The sequence below is a fragment of the Vibrio algarum genome, from assembly GCF_028204155.1.
GTDB lineage: Bacteria > Pseudomonadota > Gammaproteobacteria > Enterobacterales > Vibrionaceae > Vibrio > Vibrio algarum.
On sequence record NZ_JAQLOI010000003.1, the window covers coordinates 1,207,983 to 1,224,203 of the forward strand.

The 16,221-nt window shown below is 38.4% G+C and carries 13 protein-coding genes and 1 pseudogene; 7 read left to right on the forward strand and 7 right to left on the reverse strand.

Annotated elements, in window-relative coordinates:
• Nucleotides 1–104: 104 nt before the first annotated feature.
• Entirely contained in the window at nucleotides 105–2,126 is a 2,022-nt protein-coding gene (locus PGX00_RS20875; RefSeq protein ID WP_407702402.1) for a GGDEF domain-containing protein, read from the reverse strand.
• 273 nt (nucleotides 2,127–2,399) lie between these two features.
• Complete coding sequence (locus tag PGX00_RS20880; protein WP_272140191.1) at nucleotides 2,400–2,873, reverse strand: DUF2798 domain-containing protein; 474 nt, start codon at nucleotides 2,871–2,873, stop codon at nucleotides 2,400–2,402.
• Between the two features lie 134 nt (nucleotides 2,874–3,007).
• On the opposite strand from PGX00_RS20880, the gene PGX00_RS20885 reads away from it, so the two are divergent.
• The 3 genes from PGX00_RS20885 to PGX00_RS20895 all read left to right on the forward strand — a co-directional run bounded on the left by PGX00_RS20885 (nucleotide 3,008) and on the right by PGX00_RS20895 (nucleotide 4,886).
• Nucleotides 3,008–3,448, forward strand: a complete 441-nt coding sequence (locus PGX00_RS20885) for a MarR family winged helix-turn-helix transcriptional regulator (RefSeq protein ID WP_272140193.1) — start codon at nucleotides 3,008–3,010, stop codon at nucleotides 3,446–3,448.
• 200 nt (nucleotides 3,449–3,648) lie between these two features.
• Entirely contained in the window at nucleotides 3,649–3,981 is a 333-nt protein-coding gene (locus PGX00_RS20890; RefSeq protein WP_272140195.1) for a hypothetical protein, read from the forward strand.
• Nucleotides 3,982–4,121: 140 nt separating this feature from the next.
• Nucleotides 4,122–4,886 (forward strand): NAD(P)H-dependent oxidoreductase, encoded by a 765-nt coding sequence (locus tag PGX00_RS20895; protein ID WP_272140197.1) that lies wholly within the window; start codon nucleotides 4,122–4,124, stop codon nucleotides 4,884–4,886.
• Here PGX00_RS20895 and PGX00_RS20900 read toward each other — a convergent pair.
• Nucleotides 4,861–5,700: pseudogene (locus PGX00_RS20900) on the reverse strand (glycyl-radical enzyme activating protein); the annotation flags it as partial. The gene PGX00_RS20895 and the pseudogene PGX00_RS20900 sit on opposite strands and share 26 nt — an antisense overlap.
• A 215-nt stretch (nucleotides 5,701–5,915) precedes the next feature.
• Nucleotides 5,916–8,447: a (2S)-3-sulfopropanediol dehydratase gene (hpfG, locus tag PGX00_RS20905; protein ID WP_272140200.1), complete on the reverse strand. Its 2,532-nt coding sequence runs from the start codon at nucleotides 8,445–8,447 to the stop codon at nucleotides 5,916–5,918.
• Nucleotides 8,448–8,797: 350 nt separating this feature from the next.
• Here hpfG and PGX00_RS20910 point away from each other — a divergent pair, with 350 nt between their 5' ends.
• On the forward strand, nucleotides 8,798–9,538 hold the full coding sequence (locus PGX00_RS20910) for a sulfite exporter TauE/SafE family protein (protein WP_272140202.1): 741 nt from the start codon (nucleotides 8,798–8,800) through the stop codon (nucleotides 9,536–9,538).
• A gap of 248 nt (nucleotides 9,539–9,786) precedes the next feature.
• Complete coding sequence (locus tag PGX00_RS20915; protein ID WP_272140204.1) at nucleotides 9,787–10,017, forward strand: hypothetical protein; 231 nt, start codon at nucleotides 9,787–9,789, stop codon at nucleotides 10,015–10,017.
• A gap of 164 nt (nucleotides 10,018–10,181) precedes the next feature.
• On the opposite strand, the gene PGX00_RS20920 is transcribed toward PGX00_RS20915, so the two are convergent.
• Complete coding sequence (locus PGX00_RS20920) at nucleotides 10,182–10,889, reverse strand: substrate-binding periplasmic protein (protein ID WP_272140206.1); 708 nt, start codon at nucleotides 10,887–10,889, stop codon at nucleotides 10,182–10,184.
• 599 nt (nucleotides 10,890–11,488) lie between these two features.
• On the opposite strand from PGX00_RS20920, the gene PGX00_RS20925 reads away from it, so the two are divergent.
• Together PGX00_RS20925 and PGX00_RS20930 are read left to right on the forward strand one after the other, a co-directional pair.
• Nucleotides 11,489–12,655 carry a methyl-accepting chemotaxis protein gene (locus tag PGX00_RS20925; protein ID WP_272140208.1) on the forward strand — a complete coding sequence of 389 codons (1,167 nt, stop codon included), beginning with the start codon at nucleotides 11,489–11,491 and terminating at the stop codon, nucleotides 12,653–12,655.
• Between the two features lie 124 nt (nucleotides 12,656–12,779).
• Nucleotides 12,780–13,748 carry an endonuclease/exonuclease/phosphatase family protein gene (locus tag PGX00_RS20930; protein ID WP_272140210.1) on the forward strand — a complete coding sequence of 323 codons (969 nt, stop codon included), beginning with the start codon at nucleotides 12,780–12,782 and terminating at the stop codon, nucleotides 13,746–13,748.
• Nucleotides 13,749–13,828: 80 nt separating this feature from the next.
• On the opposite strand, the gene PGX00_RS20935 is transcribed toward PGX00_RS20930, so the two are convergent.
• Nucleotides 13,829–15,028: a TsoY family (seleno)protein gene (locus PGX00_RS20935; RefSeq protein ID WP_272140212.1), complete on the reverse strand. Its 1,200-nt coding sequence runs from the start codon at nucleotides 15,026–15,028 to the stop codon at nucleotides 13,829–13,831.
• A 666-nt stretch (nucleotides 15,029–15,694) separates the two neighbouring features.
• Nucleotides 15,695–15,895, reverse strand: coding sequence for a hypothetical protein (locus PGX00_RS20940; protein WP_272140214.1), 201 nt, complete (start codon nucleotides 15,893–15,895; stop codon nucleotides 15,695–15,697).
• Nucleotides 15,896–16,221 lie beyond the last annotated feature (326 nt).

The window sequence follows — 16,221 nt, forward strand, 5'->3', positions numbered from 1 at the left end:
TGCAGGAATCCATGTTAACCCAGTGAGTATACACTTACCTTATTAATCTTATATTTGAGAGTAATATCGACACAAAGTTAGTTTTCAGAACATGCTAAAATTGTTCAGTTTGATTGGATATCGAGTGACGTTCTAGAATCTAGTGCACTATATTTCGCTTTATACATTTCAGCTTCTGTATCGCGTAACACATTTTCTAATGGCATATGGTGTTTTCTTCGCCATGAAATACCAACAGCGGAACTGACAATTAAGCTGAGATCATTTTGTGAATCTATATAAGAAAAGCTTTCGAAATTAGAGATAGAATTAAATAAGCATTCTCTTTTTTCACTTAATTTTTCGTTACAGATTAATATAAACTCATCGCCTCCGATACGATAGGCATTGCCTTTCCAATTCGTATTAATTTTTTCCGCTAATAGTTCTAATACTTTGTCTCCAACTTCATGCCCATATGTGTCGTTAATCGACTTAAACTTATTCACGTCTAAATAGATAACGGTATGTTGAGCAGATATCCCTCGCGAGTATTTTCGATACAACGCCCGACGATTTTTTAATTTTGTTAAGTTGTCAGTTATTGATTGAACATGGAGATAGTAAGCGATAGCAACAACCAGAGCGAGAAGGAAAAACAAAAGCCATAATCGGTAACTATTAAATTCTTTTTCACTAAGTAAGTTTGCACGCCAATCGGGAACAACGTTATATTTATTTATAATTTGAGGTAAATTGAGCATTTGGATTGCTCGAGAAAAGAGAGGTGACAGTTGCTGTCCCATTTCATTTTTAGCGAATGCAACCGCTACTTTAGATGAGTAGAAGCTCCCTATTAACGTGTCTTCTTCAAAGGGAAGTACCATCTCTGATTTAAGTAACAAGTGGTTGTAATTAGTTCGACTTAACACAATGTAGTCGACTTCATTGTTTAGTAAAGCCTGAACCTGGCTCTCTTGGTTGCTATACTTATACAATGCTTTATTTGGCAGCATGCGGCTTAATAAACTATCGTAAAAATCTTCTTTTATTACTCCAATTCGTTCTGTAATCAGTTCTGAAATATTACTATAAACATTATTCTTATAGCCTTGCCTCTTTATTAGAAGCACCTCTGGAGAGTAGTATGGTTCGCTAAAATACATATAATTTTTTCGACTTTGAGCAATAATAGCTGCCGATATGATATCAATATCCTTACGCAGTAAATCAGAATACATGCTTTCCCATGTTTCGTCTGCTGTACTGATAATTTCACACTTTATACCCAAGATCCCACAAGCTTGATATACCACATCGACACTAATACCTTCGATAGTGCCGTTTTCATGATAGACAGTATACTCATCTAGATTTTCTGATTTAACGGTGTAAGTTTTTTGTAGATCTAGTTTGCTTTGACTGACTGCTGCGCGCAGAGATTGTTGGCGAATAGTAAATTGATACTTTTTTATGGCTTCGCTCAGCTCTCGTTGTACGGTTTCACTGTTTGTATGTTCTTGAATTTTTCTGAGTAATTCAGTGTGTTTTCCGGTGGGAGCGACGATGGACACGGGTTTTATAGGGATTTGATCATTCAAAATTTCTGCTTCAAAGCCTTTCATGAGCATAGGTTTTAGTTGATTAATTGCATCAACAACACCTCCAACAGCGTTAGTCTTTAAAAGGTCAACAGCGGCATCGTGTCCCAGATAAGAAATTTGCTTAATCTCAGGGTAGTATTCACGAATTAAATCACCATAAATGGTGCCTTCTGGGACGCCTACGACTTTAATTTTATTTAGGTGAGTGCCTTTCTTACTAAAGAGATAGGTGTATTCAATATTTGTCGGATGTGATATTTCAAAACGAATTGACCTCTCTTCCGTAAAGGTAACATTTGCAGCAAAGTCGGCTTTACCAGCTTCAATAGCTTTCAATATGGCATCGAAACTAGGGTAGGTAATGTATTTTAAATTGAGATCCAAATGATCTGCTGCTGAATCAAATAATATACGCGTCGTGATGTCATCAGCTTCAATTGCCACGTTATAAGTTCGAGACAAGGAGTCGTAATTAGCATGGGCAGTATTGTTAATGACTACCAGCCATAAAAAACTTATTGTAAGGAAAGCCGCTCTTATCATGACGTTATGAATAATTATAGTTTTGAATCTATTTAATAATACTACACTTAATTACTAGCCAAATATAGACTCATTGCTCAAATAGTATTCATAGATAAGGTTTTTACTTATTTCATATACATGTGATTTTTTTATTGGAATGGGTAAGGATTGTTGATGAAATTGTTCTTCATGGAATGAGGTTTATTGTAAAAATAGAATTGAACTTTGAAGCGTACAGCCTTATTTGAATGGTCTTTATCTATGACAGTATTCACCCCAATTAATCAAAGATTAGTTAGCTGTCTGTAGTGTCGGTTGAGGAAATACCTTGAAAAATAAGCTACGTGCTATTGGTCCCACCACAAAAAACTGTAGTGGTAAGGCAAATATTAAATTTAGTGCGAACGAATGAGCATAAGCATTCAATAGTGAACCCTCATAACCTTGAACAAAGGTGGCAACTAACGACATCGCAGTGCACATAAAAAGAACCATTAGAGTTGAGATGAGCATGATTTTTTTTATGAAAGGTGTTTTATCGGTAGTTATATTGGCGACTAGTTTTTTTACTATTGGTGCCACAGCAAACCAATCAATTATGAATGCAACTATAAAAATAGTTAAAAATTGCAGCGAAATTAGGGAACCAAAAACACCTATCTTGTTCGTTGTATGCAGAAAACCATTATACAAGGTCATTCCTAATACCATTAAAAAGCAAATGACTAGCGAGAAGATAAAGTTCTCAAATCTGTTCTTACCCATATATTCCTCATAAACTGATTGTCAACTTAGTTGACGAACATTATAGTTGTGAGAATGACTTTGTCAACTAAATTGACGGTATTGTTTCTATTGCTATACTCCCTACTCAGTTGTATCGACAGACAGGATAAGATATGAGTCAGGCTAAGTTTATAGAAACACTAGGTGTTGTTGACCTTATTAGTGAAAAACATAAACAACTCAGGCAAATTACGATGGAGAGAATAGGTCAACGTTTTGAGGTGAGATTTTCTGAAATGGATATCTATTTGATCAGCCTGAATCAAGATAACCCGATGAGTTTGAGTGAATCTGCTCGATTTATGAATATCAGCCGCCAAGCGGTTCACAAACATGCAAAACATTTAACAGCGCTTGGTTTTATACAGCTCGTTACTTCGGAAGCAAACCGTAGGGACAAAGTCATCAAACTTACGCAGGCTGGTCAGGAACTAAGCATAAAAATCAATGATATAAAATCTGAATTAGAAGCGGAATTAGACGCTGAATTGGGTAGCGAAAATTACGATCAAATTAGAACGTTGTTCAGAGGGCATTGGAAGTTGAGGACATAATTTTTATGGGATCTAGCAATCTTTGAACAGTCTAACATTGTATGATGGGCACTTAGGTTTACTTCAGCTGTGTAAAGGTTGTTACCAAAAATTTGAAGAGGTGAGTTACGTGATACACTTTGTATAGCTTTTGGTGATGAGTGTCTTTGCTCTTATTTTTAAAGTTCTATTGTTGTGACTCGGTTATCAAGGTACGTATTATGAAAAGAAGAAGATGGATAGATGAATCTGAGTATGATGAAACTATTTTCAATAGAAGTTATTTAGTTACTTTTGGTGCTTTTATGCTACTCGTAATGCTGTTAGTTGTAGCGAGTGCTGGTGTAAACGATTTTGCATCTATGGTATTCCCCTTAATTTTTGCGTCTATAGGTGCTGTTTTTATCTATATTGGGTTCTTTTCGACGTCTAAAACGGTTAAGGAGTGGGCTGATACTTCTTCAAAACACGAGATATTCGTTCTGCTCATGATTATTGCCACGCCCACTTACTGGGTTTGGATGAAATTGGGCAAAGCTCACAAGAGAGCATAATCTGAGTATACAAAAATTGGTTTGATCTTATGCTTCCGTATTCCCTTAGGTGAGCGGTCATAACGTATATTTTCTATTATATAAATATGACGTTTATTCTGTGTACCTTCCTGATTTTTTAAACACTGTGTATTGAAACTATGAAAACATTGATTATTCTGGCTCACCCAAGTGCAACGTCATTCAACGCTCAGTGGGCTCATGCTTCTGCTGAGGCATGTTCCGGTGAGGTATTGTGGTCTGATCTTTATGCTATGGGTTTTGACCCTATCGAATGTGCTGCGCATTATGGTAGATCAAGTGACAGTTTCGACCCTTTAAAATCTCAATTCGAAGCCGCTGAAAGTAACGCCTTACCAAATGATGTAACTAATGAAATAAATAAACTTCGAGAAGCTGATCGCGTAATTTTTCACTTTCCTCTCTGGTGGTTTGGTCCCCCTGCCATTTTAAAAGGATGGACTGAACGCTGTTTAGCTCATGGTGAAATGCACAGAAGCGATGCTCGTTTTGACTCTGGCCTTTGCAAAGGTAAAGAGGTGTTATTTTGTGTCACGACAGGGGCCTCTGCGATAGAGAGTGGGCCAGCGGGAAAAGAAGGTGATACCAATATGCACCTTTGGGCGCTAGCCTACACTCTACGATACTGCGGATTTACTATAAAACAGCCACTTTTGCTTCATGGTATCCACGGCTATTTTGAAGGAGATTCAGAAAAGAAACTGGAACAGCGCTGTAAAGCGATGTTAGCAGGGCAAAAACAAGCGATAGATGGATGGAGTGAAATACCTAATGTCAGGTTTAATGCTGACACTGATTTTGATGAAGAAGGGCAATTGAAACTAAACTCACCAAGTTATACACCTTTTATTAGGCATACTATAGCTGCAAAGGATTTGAGTTAGTACTTTCTTTTGTACCCACTAAGCAGTGTATCCCTTGGTCATTAAAATATTCTGCAATGCTGCTCACTCGATTTTGAAATTCAATTCTATCAAAGTTGAGGCCGTTCATTTTATAAGGAAGTCCCAGTGATTCGTATTTCTCTTCACCGAGGCGCATAAAGCTCAGGAGTTGCAATGTTCGCACCCTTCCGAGCATGTCATCTACTATAAAATTTGCTGTTGCTTCGATGTTCTCGTCACCATCATTTACCGTTGGAATGACAGGAATTCGTAAAATAATTTCTTTATCGGTTTTTGATAGTCGTTTTAGGTTATCTAAGATTTTTTGGTTATCTACTCCTGTGTGCTTTTTGTGTAAATTGCTATCCATAAGCTTTATATCTGCAATAAAAAGATCTGTGTAAGGAAGTAGTTTGTCTATTTTGTTCCAGTTGGAATAGAGGCTCGATTCAAGGCAGGTATGAATGCCTTCTCGTTGACAGGCTTTAAAAAGCGCCAAAACAAAATCACTCTGTAGTAAAGGTTCACCTCCAGATACGGTGATGCCTCCTCCTGAACGTTCATAAAAGCCTTTGTCCTTAATAATGACGTTCATGCACTCATCCACAGACATGGATTTACCCCATTGCTTGATAGCTTCAGAAGGGCATTCATCTGCACAACCAAGGCAGTTAGTACATTTATTACGGTCTATTTCTTCAAGTTTTAAACCAGAGAAAATCAACATATTTGGTTCGTGACAAACTTCTAGACAAGATCCGCAGTTTTGACTGGAGATACATTTGTTCTGGTAGACACCCACTTCAGTATGTTTATTAAAGCTTTCAGGATTTCCGCACCATTCGCACCTTAGCGGGCACCCTTTTAAAAAAACTCAGTACGAATGCCTGGACCATCATGCAAGGTGAATCTCTGTACGTTAAGCACCGTTCCTAGGTTTGACAATGTTAACCTCAATAATTTGATTTATGAGTGGACAGCTTAGTGTCCACTTTGCTATGTAACATATTGTTATTAATGGTTTATTAATTAAAACCTAAGCTCAGTTCGATGAATTAAGTCGTCTTGTAATGGTTTGCCAAGTTCAACAAAATAAGCGCTGTATCCAGCGACGCGCACAAGCATGTCTGCATACATTTCAGGGTTTTTCTGAGCCGCTCTCATTTTTTCAGAACTCATGATATTGAATTGAACGTGCATACCTTGCTTGGCTACGTATTCATCAATAAAACTCACTAAGATATCTCGACCTTCTACACCTGACACCGCATCTTCTGGGAATCTAAGGTTTAACAATGTTCCGTTAGTCGCGAGACTGTGATCGACTTTTGTGACGGAATTAACGATGGCTGTTGGCCCATGAATATCGTGTGAACCTCCGGCGGTATGAACCGGGCCCATGTTGTCAGAAATGGGCTCTTCATTCTTACGACCATCTAAGGTTGCGTTTGTGTATAACCCCATACCAACGTTTGCGTTTACTGTATAAACACCTGGGCTAAATTTACCGCCTCGAGGGTTTTTACGACCTTTAATATGACGACAATAACACTCAAACATAAAGGTAAATAGTTCATCTGCCTCGTCGATATCGTTACCGAAATGAGGGATTTTCGAGCTATTTACTAGGGCATAAAGCTTTTCATGCCCATCCCAGTTGTCTTTTACGGCATCTAGTAATTCCTTACCAGTATACTTTTTATCTTTGAATACGAGTTTCTTAATGGTAGACAGTGAATCTGCACAAGTTGCAATTCCTGCGGCTTGAGGAGCGGTTCCGTTGTATTTTACGCCGCCATTTGTCATGTCCTTACCCGATTCAATACAGCCGTCAAAAAAGGCTGAGATATAAGGAGTAGGCTTAATCATGCGGTGGATTTTATCTGTAACATTCAAACAGCTACATAATTGATCGCACCAGTAAGCAAATTGCTTGTCGACGCTTTCTAACACTTCTTCAAAGGTTTTATACGTTTCTAAACTACCAGTATCGGGGCCTAGCTGTTTTCCCGCATTAGGTCCAGCTAAGATGCGCCCACCATTAATGACCATTTCCATCATTTTGGCGGTATTGACATAACCGGCGTCTAACCAACCATGTTCTTTGCCGGGAACAGTTGGCTCTACGCACCCGACAACGGCATAATCTCTTGCTTCTTCTAACGTGACGCCTTTACTTAACATTGCTTTAATAGCAGGTCCGTCATTAAAGAGTTTTGGATGGCCGTATCCGGCTCTAATACACTCGATTGTTTTTATTTTTAATTCATAGGGTGTATTTTCATGTAGACGTAAACATACCCATGGGTTCATCATTCGAGTATGTACAGACGCCTCTAGTATCAGCATGGTCAAATCATTGGTCGCATCCTGACCATTTGTGTCTATCCCGCCAATCGTTAAGCTTTCACCACCAAAACCGCGACCATTGCGCACTTTGACGGTGCCTTTGTCTTTCAGTTTTGTTGGGTTATTCATTTTCACATACAACACTTCAATAACTTCAAGAATAAACGCTTTTGTTACGTTTTGTTGTTTCATGTCTTTTTCATAGAAAGGGTATAGCCATTGGTCCATGCGCCCATACGAAATTGAGTGACCGTTACCTTCGATCTGAGTAAGTGTCACTGCAAAATTAAATAGCTGAGCGGCTTGCCAAAAGGTTTGAGGTGCGCCACCGGCTATTTGATAGCAGTTTGTCGACATTTCTTGCAGTTCTTGCTTTCTTTTACTTTCAATCTCGTTTTTAGCCATATCTTCAGCCAGCTTTGCATAACGAGCGATGTATTTTTTAGCGGCTTTCAAAGAGATAATGGTGGACTTGTAATAATCTCTTTTTTCACAGAAATCGGGATCTTGCTTAGATAGCTTGGCAAAGGCTGCTTTTGTTTGTTCTAAAACACCATCGTAGCCAAGGGTCATTAATTTTTTGAAATCCATTGCGAAATGACCAATTCCAGCAAAATGGTAGTTGTTTGTTTGGAATACTTTTTCACCCATATGAGACCCTTTCTTTTGGTCGTCATCTAGATGGGCTGTGATAATTTCGTTTGCACTTTTCCCTTTCCAGTACTCACAAAGCTCAAGAATTTCTGCTCTGTCTTCATCATTGCGGATATAGAACTGATCGTTTGAACGCTCTTCAAAAGGGGAGTTTAGTATTTCATCAATAATCCAATCGACAGAAAATTCTGGATAGATAGGTGAAGCTTTGGCGGGGGCAGCAATTTCACCTAAGATTAAGTCTTCGTCGTATATATGTATCGTGGAATTGAGAAGAATATTTTCAAAAGCGTATGCACATTGGAGGATACGTGGAGTCGTTTCATGAGCCTTATAAGCTTGCGTGACAAGTCTTAGCCTTTCTACGTCAATTTCATAAGGCCTATCAAGGAAGGTTTGTCGTAATTTATTGACTCTTGGGTAGGGTGACCAGTCTGCATGACCAACCTCATACCCCAGTCCATAAACTTTATCGAAGTCTTCTGCACCTCGAGCGAGCGTATGCTTGTTTGCTTTCATTTCAAGCAAGCTCTGCTTATCCATCTGGAAGTTATCCATTGTTTACCTCATAAATTTTAAAACTGAATTTTTTGTCAAATCGATGGAGTTTTATATAAATGATCGGAATCATTACGGCCCCAGAATGAATGGGTTCATTATACGACACACTTCACCTTCATCTGAGATAAATGTCACAAATCGAAACTAAATTGACAAAAAACAACACAATGTGACAGAGTTAATGGTTATTATATTTCTTAAGCTTATAGTGTCGGTAAAATTACATCGTTCAATAGCTGGACACTTAACGTCAACGTTGCAGAGAAAACCATTCATCGTTTTTCAGTGAAATAAACACTCGCGAATTTAAACCATAGGGCGAAGTATCGCTCTTTTTAGGAAGGAACATGGACACCACTATTATATTAGTTTCGATGATCATTGCATTGGCCGGATTCACCCAAGGCCTGACCGGTTTTGGCTCTGCATTAGTGTCGGTACCGCTACTTTCTCTTATCGTAGGTGCTCAAACAGCTGTACCAATTGCTGGTATTTTTGGCTGGTTAGTGACGTTACCTATCGTTTGGAAAATGCGCCCCTCTATCCAACATAGAACGGGATTGATATTATTTGTAGGCTCGATACCGGCCTCATTTGTGGGTGCTAAACTGCTCGCTAGTTTGCCGTCGCAATACATCCTACTGACCATGGGGGCAGTATTAATAGTCTCTAGTGTGCACTCATTGAGATCAACTAAACCGTTATTTAAGAAAACCTCAATACCAGTGACTCTAGGTGCCGGTTTTACCTCTGGGATGTTAGGCGCAAGTGTCGGTGAATCCGGACCTCCGGTGATTGCCTACACTTCGATGCAACCGTGGTCTGCAGATCAAATTAAATCAACTTTGGCGTTCTTTTTCATGTTGCAGATGATTGGTGCAAACATTAGTTTTTGGAATGAAGGGCTGATTACTGATGAAGTTCTGTCTCATGTGATTTCAGCTTTGCCAGCCTTTGCTGTTGGTTTAGCAGGGGGCATGGTTGGTTATCACTTCTTGCAAAAATATAAAATTAACTACCACCATATTGTGCATTGTTTCCTACTTTTCATGGGTTGTGCATTAGTGTTTAAAAATGTCCATTTTTGATTGGTTTTGTCACGAATGATACTTCGTGGTTAAGAGTTAATGAATACTGAAGGCTCCCTAGGGAGCCTCGTTTGTAATTATATTTAACTGCCTACCTGCTATGTGAGTTGTAAAGCGTATCGAATTAAAGTTACGGGGCTGGCCACTATATTATTTAAAACCAAATAAGGTTTTTACAAAAATACTTTACTTTAAATTAGTAGTATCTAATATACCTGTTAACCAATAATTAAAAGTTAGGTTTTAACATGTCGTGGATAGACAACTTACAATGGTCAATAGTGCTTATTTTAGGTGGCTTACTGTTACTAGCACCGTTTACTCCCGAACCACACCTCGTCGAGAAGCTCCATATGCTTTCACAGGGGGAGCTTGTAAAGCCACAGGATATATTTGACTTGTTGATGCACGGTTCTCCTGCACTCGTAATCGGGATTAAAGCATTCAGGCAATTTGTTTTGAAAGTTGAAAAGAATTAGACATCGCTTTCACAAAGACTCGTCGTGAACTTCAAGGAATCAAGGCTCGCATCACTGTTATAAATCAATAAAAGACGGTACGCTTGCCTACTCACTAATCCATACTAATCTACTTATTATGGTCTAGCACTTTGTATCGATACTAAAATTACAGCTGTTGGCTATCAATTCTCGTCATTAATTTTCTGTATCTGGCCACTTGTCTGCATTTGTTTTAACGATTCTGTGATTTTTGGAATAACGTTAATATTTCGCTTGTGTAAGTAGTGATAGAGAGCAAAGGAATGCGCTGGAGGCTCAAGCCGTATGATGTTTTCGTTCAGATTTAGTTTGCGGATTAGCGGTTCGCCCTGATTACTCATAATGATAACATCATTCCTGTTTGCATTGAGTTGTTTGAGAAGGTGTTCGTAGTGAGATGATGGTTGCACTTTTATATGGTGCACAATAGCCGCTCTCTCGACAAAATAGGTACCACGAATATAGCCAAGCGTCAGATTGCCCGGAAAATTTTCCCATCCTGTAACATCAAACTCACCTCCTTTTTTTACATAGAAATACATGTTTTCTTCCCGAACGGGCACATCTACACGGACAAGATTCGAGAAATTGGATTCAAGCCCTATGATTCTATAGGCTTCACCATCTGCTTTACCTGAGTTGGCATTAAATAGACTTCTCTTTCCTGGTGCTTGTCGTATTTGAATTTCAATACCAATTTGTTGATAAGCTTGACGTAGTATCATAGAAACGGGTTCAGTGGCTCCAGTTTTGGCCATAGTGGAAATAACGAGGATATCTTGAGCGTAGAGTGACGTACCGCGTAGTAGGAAAAAGGAAAAAAGTAGAATTTTTAAACTGTAGCGACGCATTACCGATCCAAATGTTACAAAGAACCAAATAGAAGTACATATACATAGAGTGTAGCCTATGTCTTTTGAATTGGTTTTTCCTTTTTAACGAGAGATGTGGGTCTATCCGTGGCTATTTTTTAGCATTAAAAATTTAACCTAGAATAATGCCACATTTATAAATATTCAGTTTCTTGAAAGATGATTATGGTCAGTAAACAGTGGGGGTATCTTTTGGGATGTAGGTAACCTTTTTGCAAAATCGTCTCAAACCGATCTGCAGAAACAGCCTCGGAAAATAGGTATCCCTGTGCGTAATTATAGCAAGCCAGGCAGTATTGATCTGACAAATGATTGTACTGATCTAAATTTTATGAGAAATGATATTTATCAAGCAATAGGCTGTGTTCGCCTATTCTGGTGCTTGCTTGATATTTCTGCCAGAAATGGATTACTTGGCCAACTGATGATTCGGGAGAGAGTTGAAACTTATAATACGTTAACTATGATACTCGTCACATCGTTGTTTCATTGATGAAAAAGAATTTCCTTTGTATGATTTGGCAAAAAGCACTTTAAAATGAGATCATATACTTCGATTCTTTACTGGTTGAATTTTTATGCCGAATGCGATTTTCTCCATCAAGCAGCGTCTATTCCTACTTTTATCCGTATCTTTATCAGTCCTTTTCATAAGTCAGCTAGTTTATTATTTTTCAGTGACTCAAAGTCACTATATTATCGTTTCGATTATTCTTTGTGCTATTACAATCGTCATGTCCTTCATTTGGTTTAGTTTAACTTTGGAAGCTCAATTTAAGCAGGTGAATCAGCAATTAGTTGCGATGATTCAAGGGGATTTTTCTAAATGTAGCTATCTAGTCGGTAAGGGAGAATTTGCGAAAATTGTTCAAAATATAGAGTTACTCGGAGGTACTGTTCAGAGTATCTTGTCCGATTCATATTCATTATTAGAACAAGCGAAAAATGATGGTGAGACGCTTCAAACACTTGGACAAAGTTGTAGTGTACAAATTCAGTCTCAACAAGAGCAAATGGAGCTATTAGCCTCCGCGATGACCCAGATGTCAGCAACCATAGTACAGATTGCATCAAATGCGGAAGTGGCAGCTAATAAGACTCAAAACGTAAGTAAAAGCGCTCAGAACGGCAGTCTCATTATGGAGAAAATGGCGGAGGGAACAAAAGGCGACGCTAAGCATATCCATTCTTCTAGCCAACATGTTGAACAGCTCAACACCGGTGTTGTAAAGATTAATGAGATGACGAATATTATCGAAGAGATTTCAGAACAAACTAATTTGTTAGCACTAAATGCGGCAATCGAAGCGGCAAGAGCAGGAGAACATGGGAGAGGTTTTTCTGTGGTGGCAGATGAAGTACGCAGCCTTGCTAGTCGCACGCAAGACTCCACTCATCGTATTCAAGCGACAATACAAACCCTAAATACAAATGCTAAAAATTCTCAAAATGCGATGCGTATAATTGGTAGCAATGTTGAGCATGCTGTTAGTGCCATTAATGGCCAAGAAATTGAAATAAAGACCATCTACTCAGACATCGTTGAAGCTAGTGATATGGTCATTCAGATCGCCACAGCAGCAGAGCAACAGACGAGTGTATCTGAAGAAATCAATGTTAATGTAGTTACGATTAACAAAACATTAACTGATATTGATAGCACCATACAGAAACTCACCGAGCAGAGCACAAAGCAATTAAATGGTGTTTTGCAGTTAGGGGCTCGTTTAGCAAAGTTTCAGTAATTAGTATTATAAAAATTATTTTCGTTTGTTTGAGCAAACCGTATGTAATCAAATACTCTAACAAGCAAGTTGATTCTAATTTGTTTACACTAGGTACTTAACCGCTGCCAGTAGAGCAATACTATTGATTACAGATAAGACACTTTCTTTCGCTACCGCAAATCTATTCAACTTCATCGAACCGCCAGGGGCGTTCTATGATTTTGAGAATATCTATGAACTTGAAGCTTGGCGAGCAAAGTGCCGATGGACTCAAGATCAACTTAAGATACTCGATGCTGATATTGTCGGTGTTCAAGAAGTGTTTAGTATTGAAGCTGCACGGACTCTTGTTGAAGAAATAGGTTACCCATACTTCGCAACCATCGATACACCACATATCGAACAAGACTATATTTACTCTCAACCTGTTGTTGCCGTGGCGTCGAGATATCCGATAATTCGTGTAGAAGCCGTGACACCGATAAAAACGATAGAGGAAAGCTACCGAACTCAGTTACCTGAGTTTAGTCGAAAACCTATTTATGCTGTAATTGATGTGCCTAACATCGGTGAAATTGCAATTTATGTCTGTCATCTAAAATCACAAAGAGCCATCGAAAGTAATAGTCAAGATATTTGTCCAACATCGGTAATTAATAGTGATCTCATTGGACGTTGGTTATCCAGTCAACAAAGAGGGTGGGAAGCCGTGATGTTACGGCTATTTATGGAACACCAGTACGCGTTTCATCCTATACCGACAGTATTAATGGGCGATATGAACCAACCTCTAACGAGCAATATAACAGGGTTGCTTACTAGTGAGCCAAACATAGAATTAAAAGGATTAACACTTAAAGATAGCTGGAGCATTTTTAATGAGCACCAGCCGAATATTGACCGCTCACCAACTCATTACCATTTTTCAAAAGGAAATGTTTTAGACTACATATTGCTTTCACAAGAATTTCAACCTGATTCTCAGTATTCGTTAGCGGATATTACGGCTTATAAAGTACTAGGTGAGCACCTAACAAATCCGATCTTTGAAAGAGACAAGCAAGCAAGCGACCACGCGTTTGTTGCGACGACGGTTCGCTTTGTACTTTAAGTAAAATTAACGATAGTTTCTCCAGTAGTTTATAGATACTAATGGCTCGAAGTGAGTACGAGCCATTGTCTATGTTGCAATTAGTTCTGTTTCACTATGGCTTGAGTTTTTACCATTATCTGCTTACGTATCATTGTTAGCATAACCCAAGTTGTTTTTAGTTGAAGTACAAGTACTGGAATTAATAACAACATATGAGCGATGCTGTATTTATCGATGATGCCATTGCCAATTAGTGCGTAATTTATATAGAAGAAACTGAATACAACCAACGCTACGCCAGGACATATTAAGCCAAATGAAGCTGGGCTGTTTTTATCGCCTTGCACAAACTGCTCGAAGTAGCGGTTTGCTTTCATTACGAAATAACCAAAAGATCCGATGAGTAGCTGCAATCCTAAGATGATGCTCATTACAGCAAGAAACAGGCTATTTTCTAACGACGATCCAAAGTTATGGTGTAACCCCATGGTATAACGTACGAATGTAATTCCAAGCAAAGTTAGAATTGGGATAAGAATCCAAAGCGTCGGCGAACCGCCTAAGTCTAAACCACTTTGCAGAATCTGTTTCACACCAGAGATTAGCCAAAAAATAGAAAGCAATACCGTTAATATGGAAAACATAGCAGAGAGAGCTAACGATACACCGCTGACAGCTAGACTGTGACTCATTGCTCCAGGGGCTGCGAGACCTACAGCTATCATCGCGAAAGTAAAAGGTGCAAGTAGTTGACTCAAACTATTGTTTTTTTCTTGATTGAAGTTCCCTTCAATGAATAAACGAAGTAAATACTTACCGTAAATAACCAGTGCCCATACGCCAACAGAGAAGAAAGCAAAAGTGGCAATAGGAAATACTGGTTGTATAAACGACCATAAACCTGGAACGAATAATGAGCCTAGAATAAACATCATATTGATCGACATTGCAACGGTCAGTGGTATCGCCATAACAGTGACCTCACCATTACCCTGTTTTAAATTTTGATAAGCATCTGTTTGTTTGTATATCTTCCACTCCTTTAAATTCCACGCTAGAAGTAGAAAGTGTATTGATGCGAGTATCACAACGATACTTAGTACAGTAATAATTAGGATCGCATTAAAGCCCCCTTTTTCTACTATAGGTAACCAATGCTCCATGGCCGTCATTGGCGATCCTTTATGAGGTACCAAAAACATGAGGTACATAAAAAATGAGACAGCCATTCCCCCAGGTCCAAGGGCTGATAGAAAATAAAGAGGCGAGTAGGCATTTTTTAGATTCTTGATCAACATATAAGTCTCCTGTCGTGATGTTTTTATGTCACTAATAGAAGATTAATAAGCATTTACTTAATTAGCAATTACTAAAATTATATTTGTAAGAAAATTGATACATAGCTCTCGATCTGACGTGTTTTCTAAACTTTTAATCGTGGGTTTATTGTATTGGAAGCAATGAAAAAATGACCTATGACAGCAAGACTTGAAGAATAGCTGATTCTGACGATGAATATTTTTCATCAGGAATAAGGCTTCATTGGGGTTATCCCTACGCGACACAAACAAACCTAAGATTGGCTCTTGAATTTAATGAAGAAAACGACTGGATGTTGTCAAAGTCAAACCCAGTAATATTTACTCTTTCGAGAGACACAGTAGATATGTCGGTCAGTGAGATCACCTCTAATGACGACATTTGTAAACTCACTTATAACGAGGCTTTAAGGGTGAACGACCAGTCATTACCATTACGGGTTGCAATGGCTAATTGATGTTAGCTCATACAAATAGTTTCTTTTATTTGAGAGCAGAAAAATGACTTTTTCCAACGCGACCAAGATGCGGTTTCATCACTGCTTATTCTAAGCTATTGCATTGACTCAATTTCGCTACTTCTTTTTATACACACTGTAGTTGTTTGTAACACAAAGAAATTATAGTCGTGTTTAATTTTATCTTCTATGCGATAAAATCAGAACGAAACTTTGCATCCTTATTTAGATAATTTCTATTATCGACGGAAAAACACGAAAAATTAGCATGGGTTGTTCGTCTACTTGGAAGCCCTGAAATAAAGATAGCGGCACATGAAACCAACCCTACGATGATTACAACTGCTACCCATAAAATGTCTGAAAGTGACAAGCCCAACTCTGCCATAACTAATCCTCAAAGTAATAAAATATCTAATAAATGTTTAGTCAAATACTACGAGAACGGCACAATGTACGGCAGATCAAAAGGTGACTATCGTCACAATTTAACGCATTATTTGACTTAGATCAATATTAATTTGGATTCAGAAAAATATTCACGGTTAGAGGTTATGAGCTTCATTACTACGAGCAATACCCAGTGACTGGTGACGTTTACCGTTGACCTGAATTTCGAAGAATGAATGTGACATAAAACTTATACCAATTACGTCTCATTTAGGTCGAAATACGGTATCCCATCTAAGCCTGATGACTTTCTTGAACATAATG